The sequence below is a fragment of the Prosthecobacter sp. genome, assembly GCF_044378005.1.
Lineage (GTDB): Bacteria > Verrucomicrobiota > Verrucomicrobiia > Verrucomicrobiales > Verrucomicrobiaceae > Prosthecobacter.
In genome coordinates, this window is sequence record NZ_JBILYB010000015.1 from 25,066 (window position 1) to 45,388 (window position 20,323).

General features: G+C 61.1%; 18 protein-coding genes and 1 tRNA gene. 9 read left to right on the forward strand and 10 right to left on the reverse strand.

Annotated elements, in window-relative coordinates; genetic code table 11:
• Positions 1-53 precede the first annotated feature (53 nt).
• The 4 genes from AC6FTP_RS05280 to AC6FTP_RS05295 all read right to left on the reverse strand — a co-directional run bounded on the left by AC6FTP_RS05280 (position 54) and on the right by AC6FTP_RS05295 (position 3,855).
• Positions 54-1,583: an alkaline phosphatase PhoX gene (locus AC6FTP_RS05280; protein ID WP_497205859.1), complete on the reverse strand. Its 1,530-nt coding sequence runs from the start codon at positions 1,581-1,583 to the stop codon at positions 54-56.
• A gap of 219 nt (positions 1,584-1,802) precedes the next feature.
• Positions 1,803-2,492 carry a class I SAM-dependent methyltransferase gene (locus tag AC6FTP_RS05285; protein ID WP_497205860.1) on the reverse strand — a complete coding sequence of 230 codons (690 nt, stop codon included), beginning with the start codon at positions 2,490-2,492 and terminating at the stop codon, positions 1,803-1,805.
• 64 nt (positions 2,493-2,556) lie between these two features.
• Positions 2,557-2,994: a hypothetical protein gene (locus AC6FTP_RS05290; RefSeq protein WP_497205861.1), complete on the reverse strand. Its 438-nt coding sequence runs from the start codon at positions 2,992-2,994 to the stop codon at positions 2,557-2,559.
• A 36-nt stretch (positions 2,995-3,030) separates the two neighbouring features.
• The gene (locus AC6FTP_RS05295) at positions 3,031-3,855 is read right to left on the reverse strand and encodes a hypothetical protein (protein ID WP_497205862.1); all 825 of its coding nucleotides are present in this window, start codon (positions 3,853-3,855) and stop codon (positions 3,031-3,033) included.
• Positions 3,856-3,947: 92 nt separating this feature from the next.
• On the opposite strand from AC6FTP_RS05295, the gene AC6FTP_RS05300 reads away from it, so the two are divergent.
• Positions 3,948-4,700 carry a HesA/MoeB/ThiF family protein gene (locus AC6FTP_RS05300; RefSeq protein ID WP_497205863.1) on the forward strand — a complete coding sequence of 251 codons (753 nt, stop codon included), beginning with the start codon at positions 3,948-3,950 and terminating at the stop codon, positions 4,698-4,700.
• A gap of 122 nt (positions 4,701-4,822) precedes the next feature.
• The gene (locus tag AC6FTP_RS05305) at positions 4,823-5,839 is read left to right on the forward strand and encodes a polyprenyl synthetase family protein (protein WP_497205864.1); all 1,017 of its coding nucleotides are present in this window, start codon (positions 4,823-4,825) and stop codon (positions 5,837-5,839) included.
• Here AC6FTP_RS05305 and AC6FTP_RS05310 read toward each other — a convergent pair whose 3' ends face one another.
• Both AC6FTP_RS05310 and rfaD read right to left on the reverse strand, forming a co-directional pair.
• Positions 5,840-5,992, reverse strand: coding sequence for a hypothetical protein (locus AC6FTP_RS05310; RefSeq protein WP_497205865.1), 153 nt, complete (start codon positions 5,990-5,992; stop codon positions 5,840-5,842).
• Complete coding sequence (gene rfaD / locus AC6FTP_RS05315) at positions 5,979-6,986, reverse strand: ADP-glyceromanno-heptose 6-epimerase (protein WP_497205866.1); 1,008 nt, start codon at positions 6,984-6,986, stop codon at positions 5,979-5,981. The genes AC6FTP_RS05310 and rfaD overlap by 14 nt, the downstream gene beginning before the upstream one ends.
• Positions 6,987-7,115: 129 nt before the next feature.
• On the opposite strand from rfaD, the gene AC6FTP_RS05320 reads away from it, so the two are divergent.
• The 6 genes from AC6FTP_RS05320 (at position 7,116) to AC6FTP_RS05345 (ending at position 12,200) form a co-directional block, all read left to right on the forward strand.
• Positions 7,116-7,192, forward strand: a tRNA-Pro gene (locus AC6FTP_RS05320).
• 65 nt (positions 7,193-7,257) lie between these two features.
• On the forward strand, positions 7,258-7,752 hold the full coding sequence (locus AC6FTP_RS05325) for a type III secretion system chaperone family protein (protein WP_497205867.1): 495 nt from the start codon (positions 7,258-7,260) through the stop codon (positions 7,750-7,752).
• A gap of 31 nt (positions 7,753-7,783) precedes the next feature.
• A complete protein-coding gene (locus AC6FTP_RS05330; protein WP_497205868.1) occupies positions 7,784-8,557 on the forward strand; it encodes a PH domain-containing protein in 774 nt (257 codons plus the stop codon).
• 59 nt (positions 8,558-8,616) lie between these two features.
• Positions 8,617-9,183: an RNA polymerase sigma factor gene (locus AC6FTP_RS05335; protein ID WP_497205869.1), complete on the forward strand. Its 567-nt coding sequence runs from the start codon at positions 8,617-8,619 to the stop codon at positions 9,181-9,183.
• 18 nt (positions 9,184-9,201) lie between these two features.
• The gene (locus tag AC6FTP_RS05340) at positions 9,202-11,514 is read left to right on the forward strand and encodes a vWA domain-containing protein (RefSeq protein WP_497205870.1); all 2,313 of its coding nucleotides are present in this window, start codon (positions 9,202-9,204) and stop codon (positions 11,512-11,514) included.
• Between the two features lie 125 nt (positions 11,515-11,639).
• Positions 11,640-12,200 carry a DUF2721 domain-containing protein gene (locus AC6FTP_RS05345; RefSeq protein WP_497205871.1) on the forward strand — a complete coding sequence of 187 codons (561 nt, stop codon included), beginning with the start codon at positions 11,640-11,642 and terminating at the stop codon, positions 12,198-12,200.
• Between the two features lie 167 nt (positions 12,201-12,367).
• Here AC6FTP_RS05345 and AC6FTP_RS05350 read toward each other — a convergent pair whose 3' ends face one another.
• From AC6FTP_RS05350 to AC6FTP_RS05365, 4 genes are all read right to left on the reverse strand, one after another.
• The gene (locus AC6FTP_RS05350) at positions 12,368-13,405 is read right to left on the reverse strand and encodes a tetratricopeptide repeat protein (protein WP_497205872.1); all 1,038 of its coding nucleotides are present in this window, start codon (positions 13,403-13,405) and stop codon (positions 12,368-12,370) included.
• Positions 13,406-13,443: 38 nt separating this feature from the next.
• A complete protein-coding gene (gene cysK / locus AC6FTP_RS05355) occupies positions 13,444-14,427 on the reverse strand; it encodes a cysteine synthase A (protein ID WP_497205873.1) in 984 nt (327 codons plus the stop codon).
• Positions 14,428-14,627: 200 nt separating this feature from the next.
• Entirely contained in the window at positions 14,628-15,863 is a 1,236-nt protein-coding gene (locus AC6FTP_RS05360; protein ID WP_497205874.1) for an RsmB/NOP family class I SAM-dependent RNA methyltransferase, read from the reverse strand.
• Between the two features lie 216 nt (positions 15,864-16,079).
• The gene (locus tag AC6FTP_RS05365) at positions 16,080-18,035 is read right to left on the reverse strand and encodes a DUF1549 and DUF1553 domain-containing protein (RefSeq protein ID WP_497205875.1); all 1,956 of its coding nucleotides are present in this window, start codon (positions 18,033-18,035) and stop codon (positions 16,080-16,082) included.
• Positions 18,036-18,232: 197 nt separating this feature from the next.
• On the opposite strand from AC6FTP_RS05365, the gene AC6FTP_RS05370 reads away from it, so the two are divergent.
• Complete coding sequence (locus tag AC6FTP_RS05370; protein ID WP_497205876.1) at positions 18,233-20,251, forward strand: protein kinase domain-containing protein; 2,019 nt, start codon at positions 18,233-18,235, stop codon at positions 20,249-20,251.
• Positions 20,252-20,323: the final 72 nt, after the last annotated feature.

Consider the following 20,323-nt stretch of genomic DNA (forward strand, 5'->3'; position numbering starts at 1 on the left):
CCTTCAGGGATCACGAGTGAGCTGGATGGCTCATCTTGTGGCAAACGCGAGGATCACTGGTTGGTGATGAAGCGGAAGGCACCCTTGTTCAGGGCTTGGACGAAGCCGGTGTTTGGGATGCCGCTGAGATTGAAGGACCAGACAGCGTCACCGAGACCGTTTGGCACGTTGGTGAGGTTGGTGCTATCCGGGTGCTGAACGGCGACGACAAACTCGGTGGGGATCGCTGGATTGAAGATCATCCCGGTGGCTTCACAGCCATCAGCACGGATGCTGAGGAAGTGGTCGAGGGAATCACCCACGCCGTCGTTGTTCATGTCGCGAACGAACCAGATGTCACCACCGGCGTTATCGTTGTTAGGGGCGTCTTCGATGACGTAGATGTTGCCAGCTGCGTCCAAGGCGAGATTGTCCGGGGCGTTCAGCACAGCCGTGGTGGGGGCGAATCCGTCGTTCTTTGGCGTGCCGCTGTTGGACACGTAGGTGCGGACGATGGCAGTGCCAGGGAAGCGACCGGCCTTGCCAGGGTTGGTGATCTCGATGGAGATGACGGCCTGTTCGGAAGTGGTGGTGACGTAGAGCACTTCATTACCATTGGCCAGACGGCTGACAATCATGTCCTCTGGACGGCCATAGGGAGTGCCGCCCACGAAATCCGCAGCGGCGCGGCCACCAAGGGTGGGGCTGCCAGCAAGGCCATCAAGGAAGGGGTCTGGCACGCCAGGAAGCGGCACACCAACCAGGTTCGTGAGGGGAACCCAGGTGGCGGCACCAAAGCGAGTGGCGGTGGCGTTGGCACCTTGATTGTAGTTGAGGGCGGCGTTGCCACCGGAGGTAGCGAAAGCATCCACACTCAGCACGAAGGTCTGGCCCACGGTGTAGTCACCCACAGTTCTCATCTCGAACTTATAGATGGAACCGGAATTCCACTCGTCGATGAAGTAGATGGTATTCTTGTACTTGGCGCTGAAGTTGATGCCCTCGTGGGAGACGTTGGCGATGCTGTTCAGCACACGGGTCTGGATCTGATTGGCAGGAGCCATCGGATTGAGGACTTCAACCACGCGGCCAAGGCCGGACCATTCTTCGGCGAGGAAGAGGGTCTTGTTCGGAGTCCAGCGGCAGGGGTCAAAGGCACCGTAGTCATTGGCCCAGCTGGCGACAGTGCCAGCGCCCTGGCGGTCACCGGCGAAGAGGATTTCGGCCTTGTTGGCGGCGATGTCATAGCGGGTCACACCAGCGCCAATGGGCGTTTCGTGAGGGAGGAAGATATGAGTGCCTGAGGGATGCCAGGCAAGCATGTCAATCATGGAAGCGCTAGTGCCTGCGCCGGGAACACGGACGATGGACTGACCTGCGCTAAGAACCTGATCTTCCACTTCACGCAGGCTCACCCAGTTTGTTTGGGTAATGCCGGCCGGAGCGACCCATGGGGAAGTGAGTTCCTCCACGGCATTCGGGGTGACGACGGGGGCGGACTGGGTCAGCGGGGTGAACCAGGTGTTGGTTCCGGCCTGAAGAGCCGGGGCGACCATGAGGGCGGAGCTCATGGCGATTTCGAGCCAGCGTGGGTGATGTTTCATAAGTGCGGTAATAGTTGGTTTGTTGAATCTGCATGTCGTGCATCGCTGCCGACATTTCCGCCCTTTGCGCAATTCACCCCCGCCGTCGTCATCTACTCGGAAACGAAATCGTGATGTGAAGATTTTGTTTCACAGTGTCCGCCATGTGCCGAACCATTGATGTTTTACATCGTATCCAACGGACGGATGAAATCCACGACGCACGGTCAGATTTCCTGATCACAGACCTTTGGCAGCGAGCTCAAAGAACATCATGTGCTGCCAGGGGAGTCCGTCGAACTCACGAGCCAGCTTCAGGCCGTTGGCGTTCATCTCTTTGGTGACCTGCACTTTGGTCATTTTATGTTCGGGCTTGATGGGTACGGTGTCGTCCTCTGCGCGGAACTCGACGAGGCAGATCTGGCCGCCGGGCTTGAGCGCCTTTTTCATGCCATCCAGCATCGGCACAGGATGAGAGAACTCATGATACACATCGACGAGCACGATGAGGTCGCAGGAGTTCGGCGGAAGCTTCGGATCGTGGTATTCGCCGATGATGGGCACGATGTTGGTGATGCCTTTTTCGTTCACGCGCTCGTTGAGCATGACGATCATCTCGGGCTGCACATCGACGGCATAGACCTTGCCAGTCGGGCCCACAGCTTCGGCAAAGGGGATGGTGTGGTAGCCATTGCCGCTGCCCATGTCACAGACGGCCATGCCGGGCTTCAGGCGCAGTTCCTCACGCATCTTGGTGGTGCCCTCTTCACGCTCGCGCTTGTTGCGGATGAGCCAGTTCGCGCCCTGCCAGTGCATGGTCTGGGCGATGACACGGCCCTCATACTCAGTCATCGCCGGCGGTGGAGTCGCTGGCTGCTGGGCAGTCGCCTGCGAGAGGCAGAAAAGAAGGAGGAGCGTGTGGCGCAGCATGGTGGTGGCGTTAGAAACGATGCCACATGGGCGCTGCGATCAAAGATCAGCGTGTTTCGCCAGATCAATGATACCCGTATGCCAGTGCCCAGTAGAGGCCTTTTTCCTTCTTCGAAGTCACGGAAAAGACGATGGTGTAGGTGCCGGTCTTCGGAGGGTTCACCCGTGCGCTGGCAAACATCTTGTCTGACTTCGCGTCGATGGTGATCTCCTTGTTTTTGTCATCATAGACCTTCAGTTCAAAGGTCACGTCTTCGTTCGCGCTGCCGAGCCAGAAAGCGTACTCGTTGCCCTTGAACATCTGGTGCTTGATCATGAGCTTCTGGCCACTCTTGACCTCGCCATTCCAGTAGTCTTCGCGGACGATGAAGCCCTGCTCGACGAAAGGCACCGCTGCCTCCATGGCAAAGCTGTGGGCATCATCCACCGTGGCAAAGGCAGGCAGAGCGAAGCTAGCCACAAGGGCGAGAGCGAAGGCGCGGGAACGGGTATGGAGACGCATGGCGTTTGATGGGCAGGGGTGGCCGGGCGTTGCGAGTTACTTCGCAGAAGTGATGTCGGCGAGCAGTGTGTCGCAGGTCTTGCCGATGTCGCGCACGGCATCCTTCGTGAAGCCATCGACGGCTCCTTCCATCTTGCCGAGGATGTCTTTGAGACCCTTGGAGATGTCGGAGACATTGCCGTGCTCTTTCACGCTGCCACCCATTTTCCCAATGGTGGAGATGAAGTGCTCGACGAGCATCGGCTGATTGAGCAACTCGGCGCGGTCAGGGTTGAAATTCTTCGACACCACTGAGGTCACGCTGGCGGTGCCGCGCAGCCAGCCGCCCATGCTGACGCATTGGGAAAGGTCGGCGTCCTTCATCTGCTCCATCGTGTCGCGCACAGTCTTCTGGGTCTGGTCGAATTCCTTGCGGATGGAGGCCCAGTCGCCTTTGTCGGCGGCGTCCAGGATGGCCTGAGCATGAGGGCGAACGGATTTGATCAATCCAAGGGCGGTGGCGAGGTCGATGACATCGCGGCCAATGTCTTTGACGGTTTCTTTATCCTCGGCCTGCACGGCCACGAAGCCCTCAGCCACGGTCATGCCAAACTGAAGTGCCAGCTTGGTGCGGTCGCCCGTCTTCGGAAAGTCGATCTCTCGGAGTTCCTGCTGCCAGTTGGGTTCACCCAGTTTGTCCAACACGCTGAAGACCTCGCTCGGCACGGGGACGACGACGTCATCCACGACTTGGCCGGGGAAGGCCTGGGGATCGAATTCCTGCACACCAGCTTTGGCCGCCTGGGCCTGTGCGGTGTGGATGGAAACGAGACCGGAGACAATCGTGAGCACCGTGAGGAGGTGAAAAATGGAGCGTTTCATGGATGGGGGAACAAAGCGTCGTTTCCCTGGAGAGGCAACCGGTTTGACGGCAGCGCAACATCCATCCATGTCGCAGCGTTGATCGCCCGCCCATGCTTCCTGAACTCACCGACACCGACCGCTCCCTCTATGAATGGCAGATGTGGGTGCCCGGAATTGGCGAAGAAGGGCAGCGCAAACTCAAAGCCGCGTCCGTGCTCATCTCGCGTGTCGGCGGGCTGGGTGGGTTGGTGGCGCTGGAGCTTGCCGCCGCCGGGGTCGGCAGGCTCGTGCTCGCTCACGGGGGGCGTTTGAAGCTGGCGGACCTGAACCGACAGCTTCTGCAAACCCGCGCCCATGTCGGCGAGGTGCGCATGGAGTCCATTGTGCGGCGGCTGAGGGAGTTGAATCCCGACTGTGAAATCATCGGAGTGGCCGAAAATGCCTCGGATGAGAATGCCGATGCCCTCGTGGCCCAGGCCGATCTCGTGGTGGATGCCGCGCCTCTCTTTCAGGAGCGTCTAGCGCTGAATGCCGCCGCCCGCCGTGCTGGCAAACCCATGATCGAGTGCGCAATGCACACCCTGGAGGCCAGCGTGACCACCTTCATTCCTGGGCGCACGGGCTGTCTGGCCTGCTACGTCCCGGAGGTGCCGGAGACTTGGAAGCGGCAGTTCCCCGTCTTTGGGGCGGTGTCGGGCACCGCCGCCTGCATCGGGGCGATGGAGACGATCAAGCTCATCACCGGTCTCGGTGAACCGCTGGCCGGAGAAATGCTCTGCATGGACCTCGGTCGCATGGCTTTTCGACGGGTCAAACTGCCCCGCCGGAAGGACTGTGAGGTCTGCGGAACTTTCAAAGGCTGACGCGTCAGGTGAAAGTTTGCCCAAGCATTCCTTGAAGCTCGTATTTGACGGAGAAATCACACTGCGCGACTGGAAAGGCCAGCCGGGGTGATCATTCACCACCCCACTTCCGCCACGAGACGATGACCGCCACGCCGCCCCCCACCGCCAACGCTCCAGTGTTTCCTTTCGAGTTGATTCGTGAGGATCTCCAGGTGGTCGAGGCTGCCATCCGTGATCAGGCCAAGGCTTTTGATCCAGCCGTCGAGGGTTATGTGGCCTATGTCTGCCAGACGGCCGGAAAGCGCATCCGCCCCGCGCTCGCCCTCATGGCAGGCGGAGCCACTGGCGGAAAAAATGCCCACCACACCCGCCTTTCGGTGATCCTGGAACTCGTCCACATCGCCTCCCTCGTGCATGACGACATCATGGACGGTGCCGCCACCCGGCGTGGCATGCCCACGGCTGCGGCGAAGTGGGGACACTCGCTCAGCGTGTTGCTTGGCGACGCGCTCTTTGCCTACGCGCTGGAGCTGGCCACTGATTTCGAGGATGTGGAGGTCTGCCGCCAGATCGCCAGGGCTTCGCGTGATGTTTGCAGCGGGGAGATCCTCCAGACACAGCGTCGCTTCGACCTCAATCTCTCGGTGCCCGACTACCTGAAGATGATCGAGATGAAAACTGCGGCTCTCTTTGCCGCCGCTGCCGGACTCGGTGCCCGTCTCAATGGCGTGCCGCAAAACGTGCAGGATGCGCTCCATGGCTTCGGCATGAAGCTCGGCACCGTATATCAAATCTACGACGACTGCCTCGACCTAGTCGGCGATGAGAAGAAGGTGGGCAAGACCCTCCGCACCGACCTCATCAAAGGCAAGCTCACCCTGCCCATCCTGTATCTCCTCATGGATGCCACGGACGCACAGAAGCAGAAGCTGAACAAAATGCTCCTCCAAGGCGAACCGATGGACACCTCCATTCTCGCCGGAATCGCCGATTACGAAGGAGCCATCGAACGCGCGGTGAAATTCGCCCAGGCGATGCTTGATGATGCGGTCGCCGACCTCGTCTGCCTGACAGACTCACCCTACAAGACCGCATTTGAAGGCATCGCCTCCTACCTGCGGGCTTTGTTGGCGAACTGCATCGTCCTTTCGCACTGATTACTCCGTCGTTTCAGGCGCAGCGCAGGGCTTCGACTCTTCTTCAAACTCACCCGCGCAGCAGGAACCACGCGCGATGTAGCAGTCATCACAGATGTGCTGATCCGCTACGAGAGTTGCCTCAGGTGCACCGCAGAAATCACAGGGCTTCATCGCCGAGGCGTTTGTCACCGGTGAGATAGCCCTGCACATAGTCGCGAACGGCGTCATTCAGACTGAAAAGTGGCTCCGCATAGCCTGACTGACGCAGGCGGGCGATGTCCGCACAGGTGTAGTATTGATACTTCGCCTTCAGATGCTCGGGCATCGGCACGAACTCGATGTTCGGCTCCTTGCCAAGTGCGGCAAAGATGGCGGTGACGAGTTGCACCCAGGTGTTGGCCTCGCCGGAGCCGAGATTGTACAAACCACCGACCTGCGGATCGGAGGCGAGATGGAGGGTCATTTTGATGGCGTCCTTCACGTAAAGGAAGTCTCGCATCTGCTCGCCGTCCTTGTAGTTGGGACGGTCAGACTTGAAGAGCTGAACCTTCCCGGTTTGCAGGATCTGACCGTAGGCCTTGTGGACCACGCTGCGCATGTCCGCCTTGTGGTCTTCATTCGGGCCATAGACGTTGAAATATTTCATACCCACGATGCGCTGCGCCATGCCGGTGCGCTGCGCATGCAGGTCAAAGAGGTGTTTCGAGTAGCCATACATGTTCAGCGGACGCAGACGGTGCAGGTCCGTCATCGTGTCATCCATGCCCAGCGAGCCATCACCATAAGTGGCGGCGGAGGAGGCATAGACGAAGCGGCTGTCTTTGCTCAGCGACCACTCGGCGAGCACTTTCGTGAACTCGTAATTGTTCCGCATCAGGTAGTCAGCGTCCTTCTCGGTCGTCGCGGAGCAGGCACCGAGATGCAGGATGACATCAAATTTGCCCAGCGACTCTGGGTTGGTGCGCACGCGCTGCTCCAGATCACCACCGTCGATGTAGTCATGAAACTTGAGCGGCACGAGGTTGCGCCACTTTTCATCCGTGCAGAGGCGGTCGCTGACCACGATGTTCTCGCAACCACGACGGTTGAGTTCCCACACGAGGGCGCTGCCGATGAATCCGGCTCCGCCGGTGACGAGGATGCGGCTGTCTGTCGATCTGAGCATCCGAGCCGGTAGCGAGGCGGGGGAAAACGTCAAATCTCCGCAGAGAATCATCACAAAGATGCCTTTCTCCTTGCACGATGCTCATTGCGCCCCACTATCCAGCCCGCTTTCAACTTTGGAAGACGGTTTCGGGGCGTAGCTCAGCCTGGTAGAGCGCTTGCTTTGGGAGCAAGAAGTCGTGAGTTCGAATCTCGCCGCCCCGACCACTCTCAGAAGAGAGTGATGACAATGGAGCTTGAAGCTCCCCCACCCGAGACGCTATCAGCATGTCATGCCCACCGCGCTCTACACTGCCACACTGTCCGCCTTCAAAGCCCAAGGCTGGGCCTATCAGCCTGTGGCGGGCATGGAGGTGATCGAGGCCAACTTCGAGGCGCATCATGCCAAGGTTCCATTGCACGTGCAGATCCATGGGGAGGCGGGCATCGCCAGCGTCGTGGCCCGCACCACGCTCACCGTGCCCACCACGCATCGCCTCGCGGTGTCTGAGCTGCTCATGCGTACGAACAAAGAGCTGAACATCGGGAACTTCGAACTCGATTGGGATGACGGCGTCGTGATGTTTCGAGTGACCAATATCTTCCCTGGCGGCCATCATGACGAGCGTCTCATCGCCGGGCTCGTGCATACCGCCATCGGCGAGACGGACCGCCTCACGCCCTTCCTCGGCGAAGTATGCCGCACACCGAAGGGCGAACTCCTGCTCCTCCGCGTCCCCGAATTGATGAAGCGCCAGGATCTCCTGCCGCCGCCGATCGAGACTTAGTCATTCGTCATTCGAGCTTCGTCATTTCCCAATGCGCTACCTCCTCCACAACCACCCTGCGTTTCCGGGCCTGTTGTCCAAGGAGGACCTTTACACCCTCGTCGAGCGCAGTTCGCTGGCTCGCGGGGACCTTTGCACCGATGTGCAAACGGGTCGCGATCACACCGTGGGCGAGGTCATCAGCGGCATGAGGCCTCCACGTGCCAGCTCGCCACCGCGAGTGGACCGCCCTGCGTATCAGGAATTCCGCGCCGATGATCCTCACGAGATCGACGAGACTCCGCCGGAGGACGAAGAAGATCCCGAGGAGGAAATCGAGGAAGAAGAAGAGGAGGAAAGACCCCGCTATACCGAAAGCGGCGAGCGCATCTGGCACTTCGGCCACCCCTCCTGGTTCAGTTATTGGAAGGGTCTCTTTCTCACCTTGCTCTGCCTCTTTGCCGCTGGGATGCTTTTCAGCATGGATGAAGCCTACGCGCTCATCTCCGGGCTCAGCGGCATTGCCATTTTCATCGGGGTTAGCATCGCACGCAGTTCCCATGATTACATCGTGACCGATGAGCGCGTGGAATACGTCTGGGGCATCATGGGGCGCAGTTCCAAAGAAGTGCGTATCTGCGACATCCGCAGCCTCGATGTCTGGGAAAAGGGATTCAAAGGCATCGTGCTGCGGCTGGGTACACTCGATGTCTCCTCCGCCGGCACTGCCGGGATCGAAGTCCGCTTCAGCGACATCCGTCAGGCCCACAAGGTGAAGGAACTCATCCGCCAACTCCAGCGCGGTGCCGATCCCGAGGAGGAGTGAGTTTTCCACATCGTTAAAAAAGATCGCACGCGCCCCAAGAACCCGCGTGTCTCACCGTCATGCCTTCCGAACCCGCCCCCATGCACGACGCCGAGCACACCTTCTTCCTCGCCGCCCTGGAGCGCTTTGAGCGACCGCTGATCCGCTACGCTCACAGCTACACCAGCGATCTCGAAGAAGCGCGCGATGTGGTGCAGGACGTCTTCCTCAAGCTCAGTCAAAACATCGCCAGCATCGATCCCGACCGGCTCGCGCCCTGGCTCTTCACCGTCTGCAAAAACCGCGCCCTCGACCATCAGCGCAAACACTCACGCCTCATCGTCATGGAAACCGACTCCTTCGACCACGAAGCCTCCACCTCACCCCGCCCCGGCGATGATCTGGAGTCCCGCGAGACCGCCGCCACCCTCCGCAGCCTGATTGAAAAACTCCCCACCCGACAGCGCGAAGCCGTCGCCTTGAAATTCATCTCCGGCCTCGACTACAAAGAGATCAGCCAAGTCATGAAAACCAGCATCGGCAACGTCGGCTACCTCATCCACCACGGCGTCCAGAGCCTGCGCACCAAGTGGCAGGAACACGAAGCCAATCCGCAGTGCTCCACCGAGCCCGCCCTAGCCCTCTAACTCTCCTCTTTTTCGCTTATGAAACCCGAAAACCTCACCGCCTGGGCGCTGAACGAACTCAGCGCCGAAGAACAGGCCCGGCTCGAAGCCGAACTCAGCGCTGATCCCGCCGTGCAGGAGACCGCCGAGACCACGAAGAATTTTTGTTCCTTCCTCACCCGCGAGCTGCGGGATGAATCCATGGCGCTCACGACCGAACAGCGGGCTCAGTTTACCACGTCCAAAGCTACGCCACTCCTTTCCGGCAAACCACGTTTCGAGCCCAAGCCCCTCCGCTGGTGGCAGCGCCCCGCGATTCCCATGGCCGCTGCCGCAGCGGTGGTCGTGATGGGTGGTGCGGCGGCAGTTTACTTGAACGATGCCGCTGATAAGGGAAACACAATCGCAGGCCTGTCTGTGAAAGACGCTGGTCAGGTCCGAGTGACGGTGCTGGAAGAAAAGAGATCCGTTGCTGCCATTCCGAAATCCATCGGAGCACCGCCAGCACCCGTGAAGAAGCTGACCACGGCCACCAGCCAAGTCGCCAACATGAGTGCGACACAAGCGCCCGTTGATCTCAAGACTCCTGTGTCGCCTGGAAAAATTGCAACGCTAAGCCCTGGAGCCACTGATGCATTTACCAGAAAAAGTCCGATGTCAGCCATGTCTGCTCCAGTCGGCTTTGCGAACCAGGCTCCTGCCCCAGCCTCCCCCATGCCCATGCTGGCCTCTGCGGATGTGAGGTTTCCTGGCAATGGCTCGGTCATCGGTTCTGGCGGCCTCGTGAAAACCGGAGCTGGCACCACCACGCTCGGCGACACGACAACCTACTCCGGTGGCACTGTGATCAATGGCGGCTTGACGGGATTCGTCGATCTGAATGAACCTCGCATAAGCACGAAACAGCCGAACACCGAGTCCTACACCGCCATCACCGAAAACGCTCTCGTCAGCGTCGCTCGGGAGCCGCTTTCCACCTTCTCGATTGATGTGGATACTGCCTCGTATGCCAACGTCCGCCGCTTCCTGAATCAAAACACCAAGCCGCCGCGTGATGCGGTGCGCGTGGAAGAACTCATCAACTACTTCCCCAGCAGCGAGACTGCGCCGGAGGCGGACGCAAAGCAGCCCTTCGCCGTGAAGGCGGAGATGGCCGCCTGCCCGTGGCAGCCGCAGCATCGACTGGCACGCATTCATCTGAAAGGCCGCGATGTGGCCGCTGGCAGCAAGCCGAGCAATCTCGTCTTCCTCGTCGATGTCTCGGGCTCCATGAACAGCGAGGACAAGCTCGCCCTCGTGCAGCGCAGTCTGCGCATGTTGGCCGAGCGCCTCGGCGAGAGCGACCGCGTCTCACTCGTCACCTACGCGGGTGGCACCGAGGTCGTTTTGCCCTCCACGAATGGAATGCAGAAAGCGGACATCATCGCCTCCATCGAGCGACTCAAGGCCGGTGGCAGCACGGCTGGCAGTGCGGGCATCAAGCTCGCCTACGAGCAGGCCGTCAGCGGCTTCATCCAGGGTGGCGTGAACCGCGTCATCCTCTGCACAGATGGCGACTTCAATGTCGGCATCAGCGACCCGAAAGAGCTGGAAGGCTTCATCACCGAGAAGGCCCGCAGCGGCGTCTTCCTCAGCGTGCTCGGCTTTGGCACTGGCAATCTCAAGGACCGCACCATGGAAACCCTGGCCGATAAGGGCAACGGCAATTACGCCTACATCGACAGCGTCAGCGAGGCTCGGAAAGTGCTCGTCGAGCAGATGCAGGGCACGCTCGTCACCATCGCCAAAGACGTGAAGATCCAGGTCGAGTTCAATCCCGTCCTCATCCGCGAGTATCGCCTCATTGGTTATGAAAACCGCCTGCTCGCCAAAGAAGATTTCAATGACGACACCAAGGACGCCGGAGAGATCGGTGCCGGTCACAGCATCACCGCCTTGTATGAACTCGTCCCCACCAATCTCCCGCCCGGAGCCGCACCTCAGCCCATCGTGGACAAGTTGAAGTATCAGCCCGAAGCCCAGCAGCTTGCTTCACCACCTCCAGCTTCGTTTGCGACCTTGTCCAAAGAAGCCCTCACCGTGAAGCTCCGCTACAAAGAGCCCGAAGGCACCACCAGCAAGTTGCTCGAAGTCCCGCTCAATGACGACGCCCGCGCTATCGAGAAGGCCAGCCCCGAGTTCAAATTCACCGCCGCCGTCGCCGGTTTCGGAATGCTGCTCCGCGAGTCCAGCTACGCCGGCCAGCTCACCTGGGATGTCGTCCGCCAGCTCGCTCGTGACGGCAAAGGCAGTGATGCTCTTGGTTATCGCGGGGAGTTCCTCCAGCTCATCGAGAAGGCGGCGGGGAAGTGAGGTGAAGTTTCTAGTTTCTGGTTTCTGAAGGCAATTTCGAAACTTCGTTCAGAAGGGTCTCTGTGTGCACCCTCGCCCACCGGTATTCCCAGAGAAAGGTCTCTTTCCTGCCGCTCCGCCTCTGAATGTCTCCTGTCTCAAGGTGGAAGCCGTCTTCGAGCACTTTTACGAAACGCTGGCAGCGTGAGCTGAAGGGGCTGCAAAGGTTTGGATGGGTGACTGTGGTTGGTGGTTGTTTCCAAACTGGGAACGGCGAACCTTCTGCCACCATCCCTCGCCTGACCCTGCCTGACCTCCCGCTCACCACGCCCTCACTTCTTTTCCCGGCGATTTCCCTGCTGATGCTGGCTTACACAAACCGGTTCCTGGGACTGGCGAGTGTGGTGCGGGGGCTGCATGCGAGCTGGCAGACGACGCAGGAGCCGCTGCTGCTGGCGCAGATCAGGAATCTGCGGAAGCGCATCCAGATCATCAAGAACATGCAAACCCTCGGGGTGCTAAGCCTGATGTTTTGCGTGGTGAGCATGACGCTGCTGTTCTTTGGCCGGCAGGCGGGCGGGCAGGTGACCTTTGGGGTGAGTCTGGTGCTGATGCTAAGCTCGCTGACGCTGTCACTCGTGGAGATCCAGATGTCCGGGACGGCGCTGGATCTGCAATTGAAGGATGTGAAGTGCCGGGAAGCGTGAGGCGCGGAGACGAGCAGCGTGGTTTGGATTCGGCCTGGTGTCTGGCGATTTCCATGCGGCTGCGAGCCCTGAGGTAAAACGAACTTCCAAGCTCGTTCCCCAAAGGTGGCTTCACGTTGAGACCGAACTCGGAAGTTCGGTCTCCGTTTGCTGCGGCCTGCTGATTACTACTGACCCGCAGGCTTTGCGGGAGCAGCGGGTGCCGGTGCCGGAGTGGCTGGTGCGGCTGCTGGTGCAGGAGTAGCTGGAGCGGGGGCGGGTTTGATCTCGATGCTCGGAACTGCTGGCGCTGCGGGGGCAGGGGCGGGCTTCACTTCGATCTTGGGAGCGGTGGCAGGTGCCGGAGCAGGGGCGGCTGGAGCTGGCATGGTGGCACCGGGGGTGACGGTGACTGGGGCGCTGGTGCCGCCAGGGGTGAGGTTGATCACGGGCGAGGTGCCGCCAGGGGTGACGGTGGGAGACAGGGCTCCGCTGGCGCCGTTGAGTTTCAACTGGGGTATCCCTGGAATCGTGGGGGCTCCAGGGGCGGGGGCTTCGACCTTGGGCTTCGGCGGGCCATCGACTTCCATGGTGGGCAGCTTGGCGGCGATCCACTCAAGGCGGGATTCGCTTTGTGGGATGAAGGCGTTGTCGGCGCTGACTCCGGCGAACTTGGCGGGGAGGCCTTCGTAGATCTTCTTGGCTTCTTCTTCCTTGCCTTCTGCCCAGGCGAGATCGCCGAGACGGAGTTCAGCAAGGGCGGCGAGATCGGTTTTGCCGAACTCATTGACGAGGCGCTCGAAGACGGGCTTGGCATCGCCACGCTGGCCGAGGGCTTCGAGCTTGGAGCCGAGGCCGAGCAGTGCCTGAGCAATCAGGGGATGGTCTCCATGGCTCTTCACGAACTCACGCAGAGCGTCGATTGCGCTGCTCTTCTTGTTTTGTTCCCAGAGGAGGTCGGCCTTTTGGAGAAGGGCGCTTCCGGCAGCGGCGCTGCCTTTGTGGGACTGGATGACGAGATCCAGGTCCTCCACGGTCTTCGCCGCGGCAAAGGCCTCACCGGCTTTCACCTCTGCACGATGGCCGAAGTAACGTGCAGCTCCATAGATGCCGAGGAAGATGACGACGGCGATGAAGAGGATGAGGAGCTTCTTGAAGTTGTTTTCGAGAAACTGTTCCCAGGCGGGTAGGGATTGGGGGGCGGTGATGGGGGCTCCGTGGGACATGTGGGGGCGTTTGGGGAAAGGAATAACGAAAGTTGGAATCAAGCACCCACTTTGGCGCGGGCTTCATCGGCCAGGGCGGTGGAGAGGTAGCGCTCGCCGGTGGAGCAGGCGATGGTGACGATGAGTTTGCCGGCGTTCTCCGGACGCTGAGCGACGCGGATGGCGGCGCAGACGTTGGCACCGGTGCTGATGCCGACGAGAAGGCCTTCTTCAGCGGCGAGGCGGCGGGCCATGGCAAAGGCTTCGTCGTTGCTGACCTTCACGCACTCGACGATCTGGGCGTTTCCAGCGGCGTCTTTGAGGTGGAGATTCTTTGGCACGAAGCCAGCACCTGTGCCTTGGATCTTGTGCGGGCCGGGCTGCACAGGTTCGCCAGCAAGGGTCTGATTGATAACCGGGGAGGCTTCGGGTTCGACGGCGATGGCCTGGAAGCTGGGCTTGCGGGGCTTCAGCACTTCGCAGCAGCCGGTGATGGTGCCGCCTGTGCCGACTGCGGCGACGAGGATGTCCACTTTGCCATCGGTGTCCGCCCAGATTTCCTCGGCGGTGGTTTTCATGTGGATGGCTGGGTTGGCCGGGTTTTCAAATTGCTGCGGCATCCACGCGTTCGGGGTGCTCTTCAAAATCTCTTCCGCCTTGGCGATGGCACCTTTCATGCCCTGGGCTCCAGGAGTGAGCACGAGGTCCGCGCCCAGCAGGGCGAGCAATGTGCGGCGCTCGGTGGACATGGTCTCAGGCATGGTGAGGACGAGTTTGTAGCCCTTGGCGGCGGCCACAAAGGCGAGCGCGATGCCGGTGTTCCCGCTGGTGGGTTCGACGATGAGGGTGTCCTTGGTCAGGATGCCACGAGCTTCGGCGTCCTCGATCATGGCCAGGCCGATACGGTCTTTGACGCTGCCGAGGGGGTTAAAGAACTCGCACTTGAGGGCGATGGTGGCATTCAGCCCGGCGGTGACTTTGTTCAGTTTCACCAGCGGAGTGCGGCCCACGGTTTCGACGATGTTGTTGTAGATCTGGCCCATGACGAAGGATGTTTTGGAGGGATTGTGAAAAAGAAGACGGTCCGCACCAGCCATGCCCGGCGCGGAGGGCGAGGTTATAGGGGGAAGCCGGGAGCCTTGCAAAGGAAAAAACCACCCCAGCGGAGGCACCCGGTGTTGCGGATCATGTCACGAGGCAGGCATCAAAGCTTCCCCAGATCATGAACGGTTCGGTTTTTAGGTCAGGCCTTGCGGACGAGCCGCGCGGCATAGGCTCCATCGGTGAGGTCTTTCGGGGGGAAGAGGAGGCGGCTTTCGGCGAGTTCGAGCTCGGGATGAGCGGCGAGCACGGCTTTGACGAGTTGCTGATTTTCCTCGGGGTCGATGCTGCAGGTGCTGTAAACGAGGGTGCCACCGGGCTTGAGGTAACGAAGGGCGGACTCGACGATGGCGCGCTGAGTTTGGGCGAGAGGGGCAAACTCATCCTCGCTGAGCCGCCAGCGGACGTCGATGCGGCGGCGCATGACGCCGGTGTTTGAGCAGGGGACATCGAGCAGGATGCGGTCGAAGAGCAGGGAACCGAAAGGTGGTGGACTGTCGGAGAGGAAGTCGTGCTGATGAACCTGGGCGATGTGTGCGTGCAGGCGGGTGAGGTTTTCCCGGAGGCGGGAGAGGCGGGTGGCGGAACTGTCGCAGGCGAAGAGCTTGCCCTCGCCACACATGAGCTGGGCGAGGATGGCGGTCTTGCCACCGGGGGCGGCGCAGGCATCGAGCACGGTTTCGCCGGGCAGTGGGGCCAGCATTCGCGGAGCCATGGCGGTGCTCGGGTCCTGGGCGTAGCAGAGGCCTTGTTTCAAGGCTTCGCGAGGGGTGTTTTCACACTGGAAGAAGTCTTCTTCGTTATGCGGGGTGAGGCCGGGCAGCTTGGCGAGGCGCTCGTCGGCTCCGTCGTGGAGGCGATTGATGCGTACGAAGGTGGGGGCGAGGCTCTGGTTCCACTGGCAGAGGGCTTCGGCCTTGTCTTTGCCCATGATCTTGATCCAGCGGCGGATGAGGAACTCGGGATGGGAATAGGCGACCGCGAGCGGCAAGGTTGGGCGCTGGGCGAGGAGCTTGTCATGCTCGCGTCCGGCGCGGCGGAGGACGGCATTGACCAAGGCGGCAGCACGTCCGGCAGCGGCGACGGTTTCATTGACAGCAGCGTGTGAGGGGACTCCAAGGAGGAGGAGCTGGATGAGGCCGACGCGGAGGATCCAGCGGGTGCGGTGGTCGAGGTGCTTGCCGTTGGTCAACTGCTCGATCCAATGATCGAGCAGATTCAAGTGTCGCAGGGTGGTGAGGACGATGTCGTGGAGGAAGGCTGCGTTCGGCCCGGAGAGGGCGGCCTGGCGGACTTTGTCATCAAGGAGGTCGATGGCGAACCGGGGGCTTTTTTGCCAGGATTCGAGGACATCGACAGAGAGGCGGCGGATATTCACAAGCGGAGAGGGGCGGGGGCCAAGGTGCGTAAGTCCTCCTGGCGAGGGGCAGGGGAACGAGGGGGCGGGAGATAAGCCACGGTCTGGCAGTTTGGGCAAGGCTGAGTTCGCAGGGCAAGCCCTGCACGATGTGGATGGACCCTGCCCGGTATGCCGGCCTCGTCCTCAACTCGAATGTCGAAGTTCCTCGGGCAGGAATGCCTCGGTGACTCGGGTTCAATCCACAAACATGACCTCGTTCGCGGCGAGGAGGACTTGAGCGTATTGGGACCAGGTGGCGGGGTCGGATTCGCGGCCGGTGAGGAAGCGGTGGGCGGCTTGAAGTTCGTGCTCGGTGGGGAGACGCTGGAAGAGGCGGGCGTAGGTGAGGGGGACGCGGTTTTCACCTTGGGACTGAATCCACTTCCCGAGGGTGTCGGCGCGGGTTTGCATGAAGGGGGAGTTTAACGCGAAGAGGCCCTGGAGCGGGGTGATGGTCTCGGTGCGCCAGGGGTTGTGGGCGCCAGGATCGGGGACGTCGTGGATGCGGAGCATGGGGTCCATGTCCTGGCGGTCGGAGGCTCCGTAGAGGGAGCGGCGGAGGTTTTTGGCATCGCTGATGGAGGCGGCGGGGCCGCCGGATCGGAGGTCGAGCTCGCCGGTGGCGGTGAGGACGGCATCGCGCCAGGATTCCCAGTCGAGGCGACGGCGGATCATGCGGGCGTAGAGTTTGTTGTCGGGGTCGCGGCGTTCGCTCTCGGCGGCGAGGCTGCTTTGCTGCCAGGTGGCGGAGTTCAGGATCTCGCGGTGGAGCCACTTTAAGGACCAGCCGTTTTCGATGAAGCGGCCCGCGAGGTCATCGAGCAACTCGGGATGGGTGGGGGCTTCGCCGAGGTTGCCGAACTCGCTCGGAGTATCCACAAGGCCACGTCCGAAGTGGTGCTTCCAGACGCGGTTGACGATGACGCGGGCGGTGAGCGGGGCGGCGTCCTCGACGATGGCCTGGGCGAGCTCCAAACGACCGCTGCCGGTGCTGAACTGGCGCGGTCGGCCACTCTTTGACGGAAAGGCGGAGAGGAAGCGGCGGGGGACGGCATCGCCGATGTCGTTGGGGTTGCCGCGCTTCATGAGTTCGAGATCGCGGGCCATGCCCATTTTGTAGTCGAGCTTGGTGCCTTTTTTGGTGTCGGCTTCGACGACGTAGAGCGCGGCATCGACGACGGCATTGGCCATGGGCATGGCGTAGTGCGGCGTGGAGGTCTTGAGGGCGTCGATCTTGGCCTGGAGGGCTTTGGTTTGTTCGGCGAGGTCCTTGGGCTTCTTCTTTTTCAGCTCGGCGATCTGCTTTTCCAGGGCGGCGACTTCGGCGCGGGCTTTTTCCACGGGCTTCCAGAACTGCGTGTCCATGGTGGGCAGCTCGGTCTGCTTCACGGAGGCAAAGACGCCGGCGAGGGCGTAGTAGTCCTGCGCGGTGATGGGGTCAGATTTGTGGTCGTGGCAGCGGGCGCAGGCGAGCGTGAGGCCGAGGAAGGTGCGGCCGATGGCATCGACATGCTCTTCCCATTCATCGGCGACGGTGGTGCGGATGATGTCGGGCGGGAGCTGGAGTTCTTTAAAATAGGTGGGGCTGAGGCCGATGAAGCCCATGGCGACGAAGTCACGCGGGCTGGCCTCGGGGAGGGAATCAGTGGCGAGCTGGCGGACGACGAAGCGGTCGTACGGCATGTCGTCATTGAAGGCCTGGACGACCCAGTCGCGGTAGAGATAGGCGAACTTCGTGGAGTCGAGCCAGTCGGGGGTGATGTCGGTGTAGCGGGCGAGATCGAGCCAGTGGCGTGCCCAGCGCTCGCCGTAGTTGGGGGAGGCGAGGAAGGTGGCGATTTGAGATTTGGGGTCGGAGTTTTGAGATTGGCTCTGCGGTGGAAGCCCGGTGAGGTCAAAGGCGAGTCGGCGGCTGAGGGTGCGGGCATCGGCCTGAGGGGCGGGTTTGAGCCCGGCGGCCTCGAGCTTGGCGAGGATGTAGTGGTCGATCCGGGTGCGAGGCCAGGAGGTATCTTTCACCGCAGGTGGGTCGAGGCGGCGAAGCGGGGCGAAGGACCAGGGGATAGGCTTGGGGCCTTCGTCCTTGGCCAAAGCGGGGCTGGCGAGGAGGAAGAGGGTGAGGAGCCGTTTGAGGCCTTGAGAGAAAGTCATGCTTCAACTACACACTGGCAGGGCGGCGGCTTTCATGAGTCTTTTGCCCCCACGTCGAGCGTTTTGCCGGGTGGACAGTGTCACAGTGGTCACTTAGAATGGCTACCTCATCTCCCGGCCCACGAATGGAACCAAACTCTCCATCATCTCTACCAACCATACCTGACCTGCCATCGGCAGCAGCTGCCTTCAATACCATGACTACGGGCTCCGGTGCTGAAGACTACATGGACCGCACCATCGTGGTGAAGATGCCTGGCTCGGGTATGACGATCTTTAACCGCTACAAGCTCGACCGCGTGCTCGGTCGCGGTGGCATGGGGGTGGTGTGGCTGGCGGATGATTTGAAGCTGGAACGTCCGGTGGCGCTGAAATTCCTGCCGAGCCTGATCGGTCTCGATCCAGCGGCAGTGAAGGAACTCAAGACCGAGACGCGGCGGGGCCTGGAACTCTCCCACCCGCATATCGTGCGCATCTATGACTTCGTGGATGATGAAGACGCAGCGGCGATCTCGATGGAGTTTGTCGATGGCAAGACTTTGTCCGAAGTGCGTCTCGGCACCGAGGGCGGCGTTTTCACCACGGAGGAAGTTTCCAAGTGGCTGGTCGGCGTGTGTGATGCCCTCGATTATGCGCACTTCCAGCGGAAGGTCGTGCATCGCGACCTGAAGCCCGCAAACATCATGATCACCACGAAGGATGCGGTGGCAAAGATTGCCGACTTCGGCATCGCGCGCAGCCTTTCGGACACGATGAGCCGGCTCTCGGTGGCAAACTCGGGTGCCAGCGGCACGCTGCCCTACATGAGTCCGCAGCAAGCGATGGGCGAACGCCCACTGCCGACGGATGACGTGTATTCGCTCGGTGCGACGCTTTACGAACTCTTCACCGGCAAGCCGCCCTTTTATCGCGGTGATCTGCCCATGCAGATCAACTCGAAGATCCCGCCCACGGTGGCCGAGCGCCGCAAGGAACTGGAGGTGCAGGCCAAGGAAGAACTCCCGAAACTGTGGGAGGATGCCATCGCCGCATGTCTGAACAAAGACCCGCATCAGCGCCCGACCTGCGCAGGTATGCTCGCGGAGATGCTCGGCCTGAAAGCCAGCACGGGAACCTCACGCTCGATGACTTTTGCCAACACTCAGCGCTCCTCCCCCGCGGCCAAAGCGGAAAAGAGTTCGATGCCCTGGGCCGCAGCCGCCGCTGCCGTGGTGGTGCTGGGTGGTGGTGCCGCTTTCTTTTTAAAAGACAAGCCTGCGGAGGTGCCTCCAGTCATCGTTCAGAAGCCCTCATCGACAGAGGAGAAGGCAAAGCCAGCCCCAGCCAAAGAACCCAAGGCACCCGAGCCAACACCGAAGAAAGAGCCCGAAGTGGCTCAAACCAAGTCTGCGGAAACACCGAAGCCGGCCGAACCAACCCCTGCGCCGAAACCAGTGGTGTCCACCCCGACCCCGGCCATGCCCGCACCTGCTCCAGTGGTTGCGAGCACGCCACCAGCGCCGACGATCAAACCATCTCCTGCGGCTCCTTCGCCTTCGCCAGCCATGCCCGCTGCATCCGCAGGCACGGTGGTCACTGCCGCATCCCCGGCTTCAACGATCCCGCCAGCGTTCGGCTCTGCTGCGGCCATCGTGCCGATACCCACGGCTGCACCTCCGGCCATGCTTGCTGCAGTGCCGAGTGCCACAGCAGCAGTCGTGCCGCCACCTGGTCCCACGACCGGTGTGCCTTTGCCTCCTGGCTATGTGCCACCACTGGACATCGCCAGCCAGATTCATCTTCAGCCCATCGTTGCCGATCCGCCGACGGGCTTCTGGACGGTGGAGCAGATGTTTCCCACCGTGCCGTTCACGAACTACTCCGCCACAGGCAAACGCTACCTGCTTTTCCGTGCGCAGACCTTGCTCAAGGAGAAGAGCCTCTACACCTCCACCGTCGATGGCAAAGAAGGGAAAGGCACCCACAACGCGATCCAGCTCTTCCAAGCCAAGAGCGGCCTGCGCCCCACAGGATTGCTTGATGTACCCACACTGGCCGCGCTCCAGCTTTCCACTGAGCCTGACAATCTCGCCTGGACTATGCCAGCCCCCATAAATTCCGGCAGTTCCGGCAGCCGCAACTTTGGCCGTTCACCAGCTGGCGGGCGCTACACACCGCAAACCGAAGAGCAGCCCAACAGATTTAAGCGGGCGATCGATGGCTTTCTGGGTAATTGATGGCGTCATGGATTCATGCAGTCCCGGCGGACAGTCGGCACCAACCATAAAAAAATCCCGCCTGACTTTCGT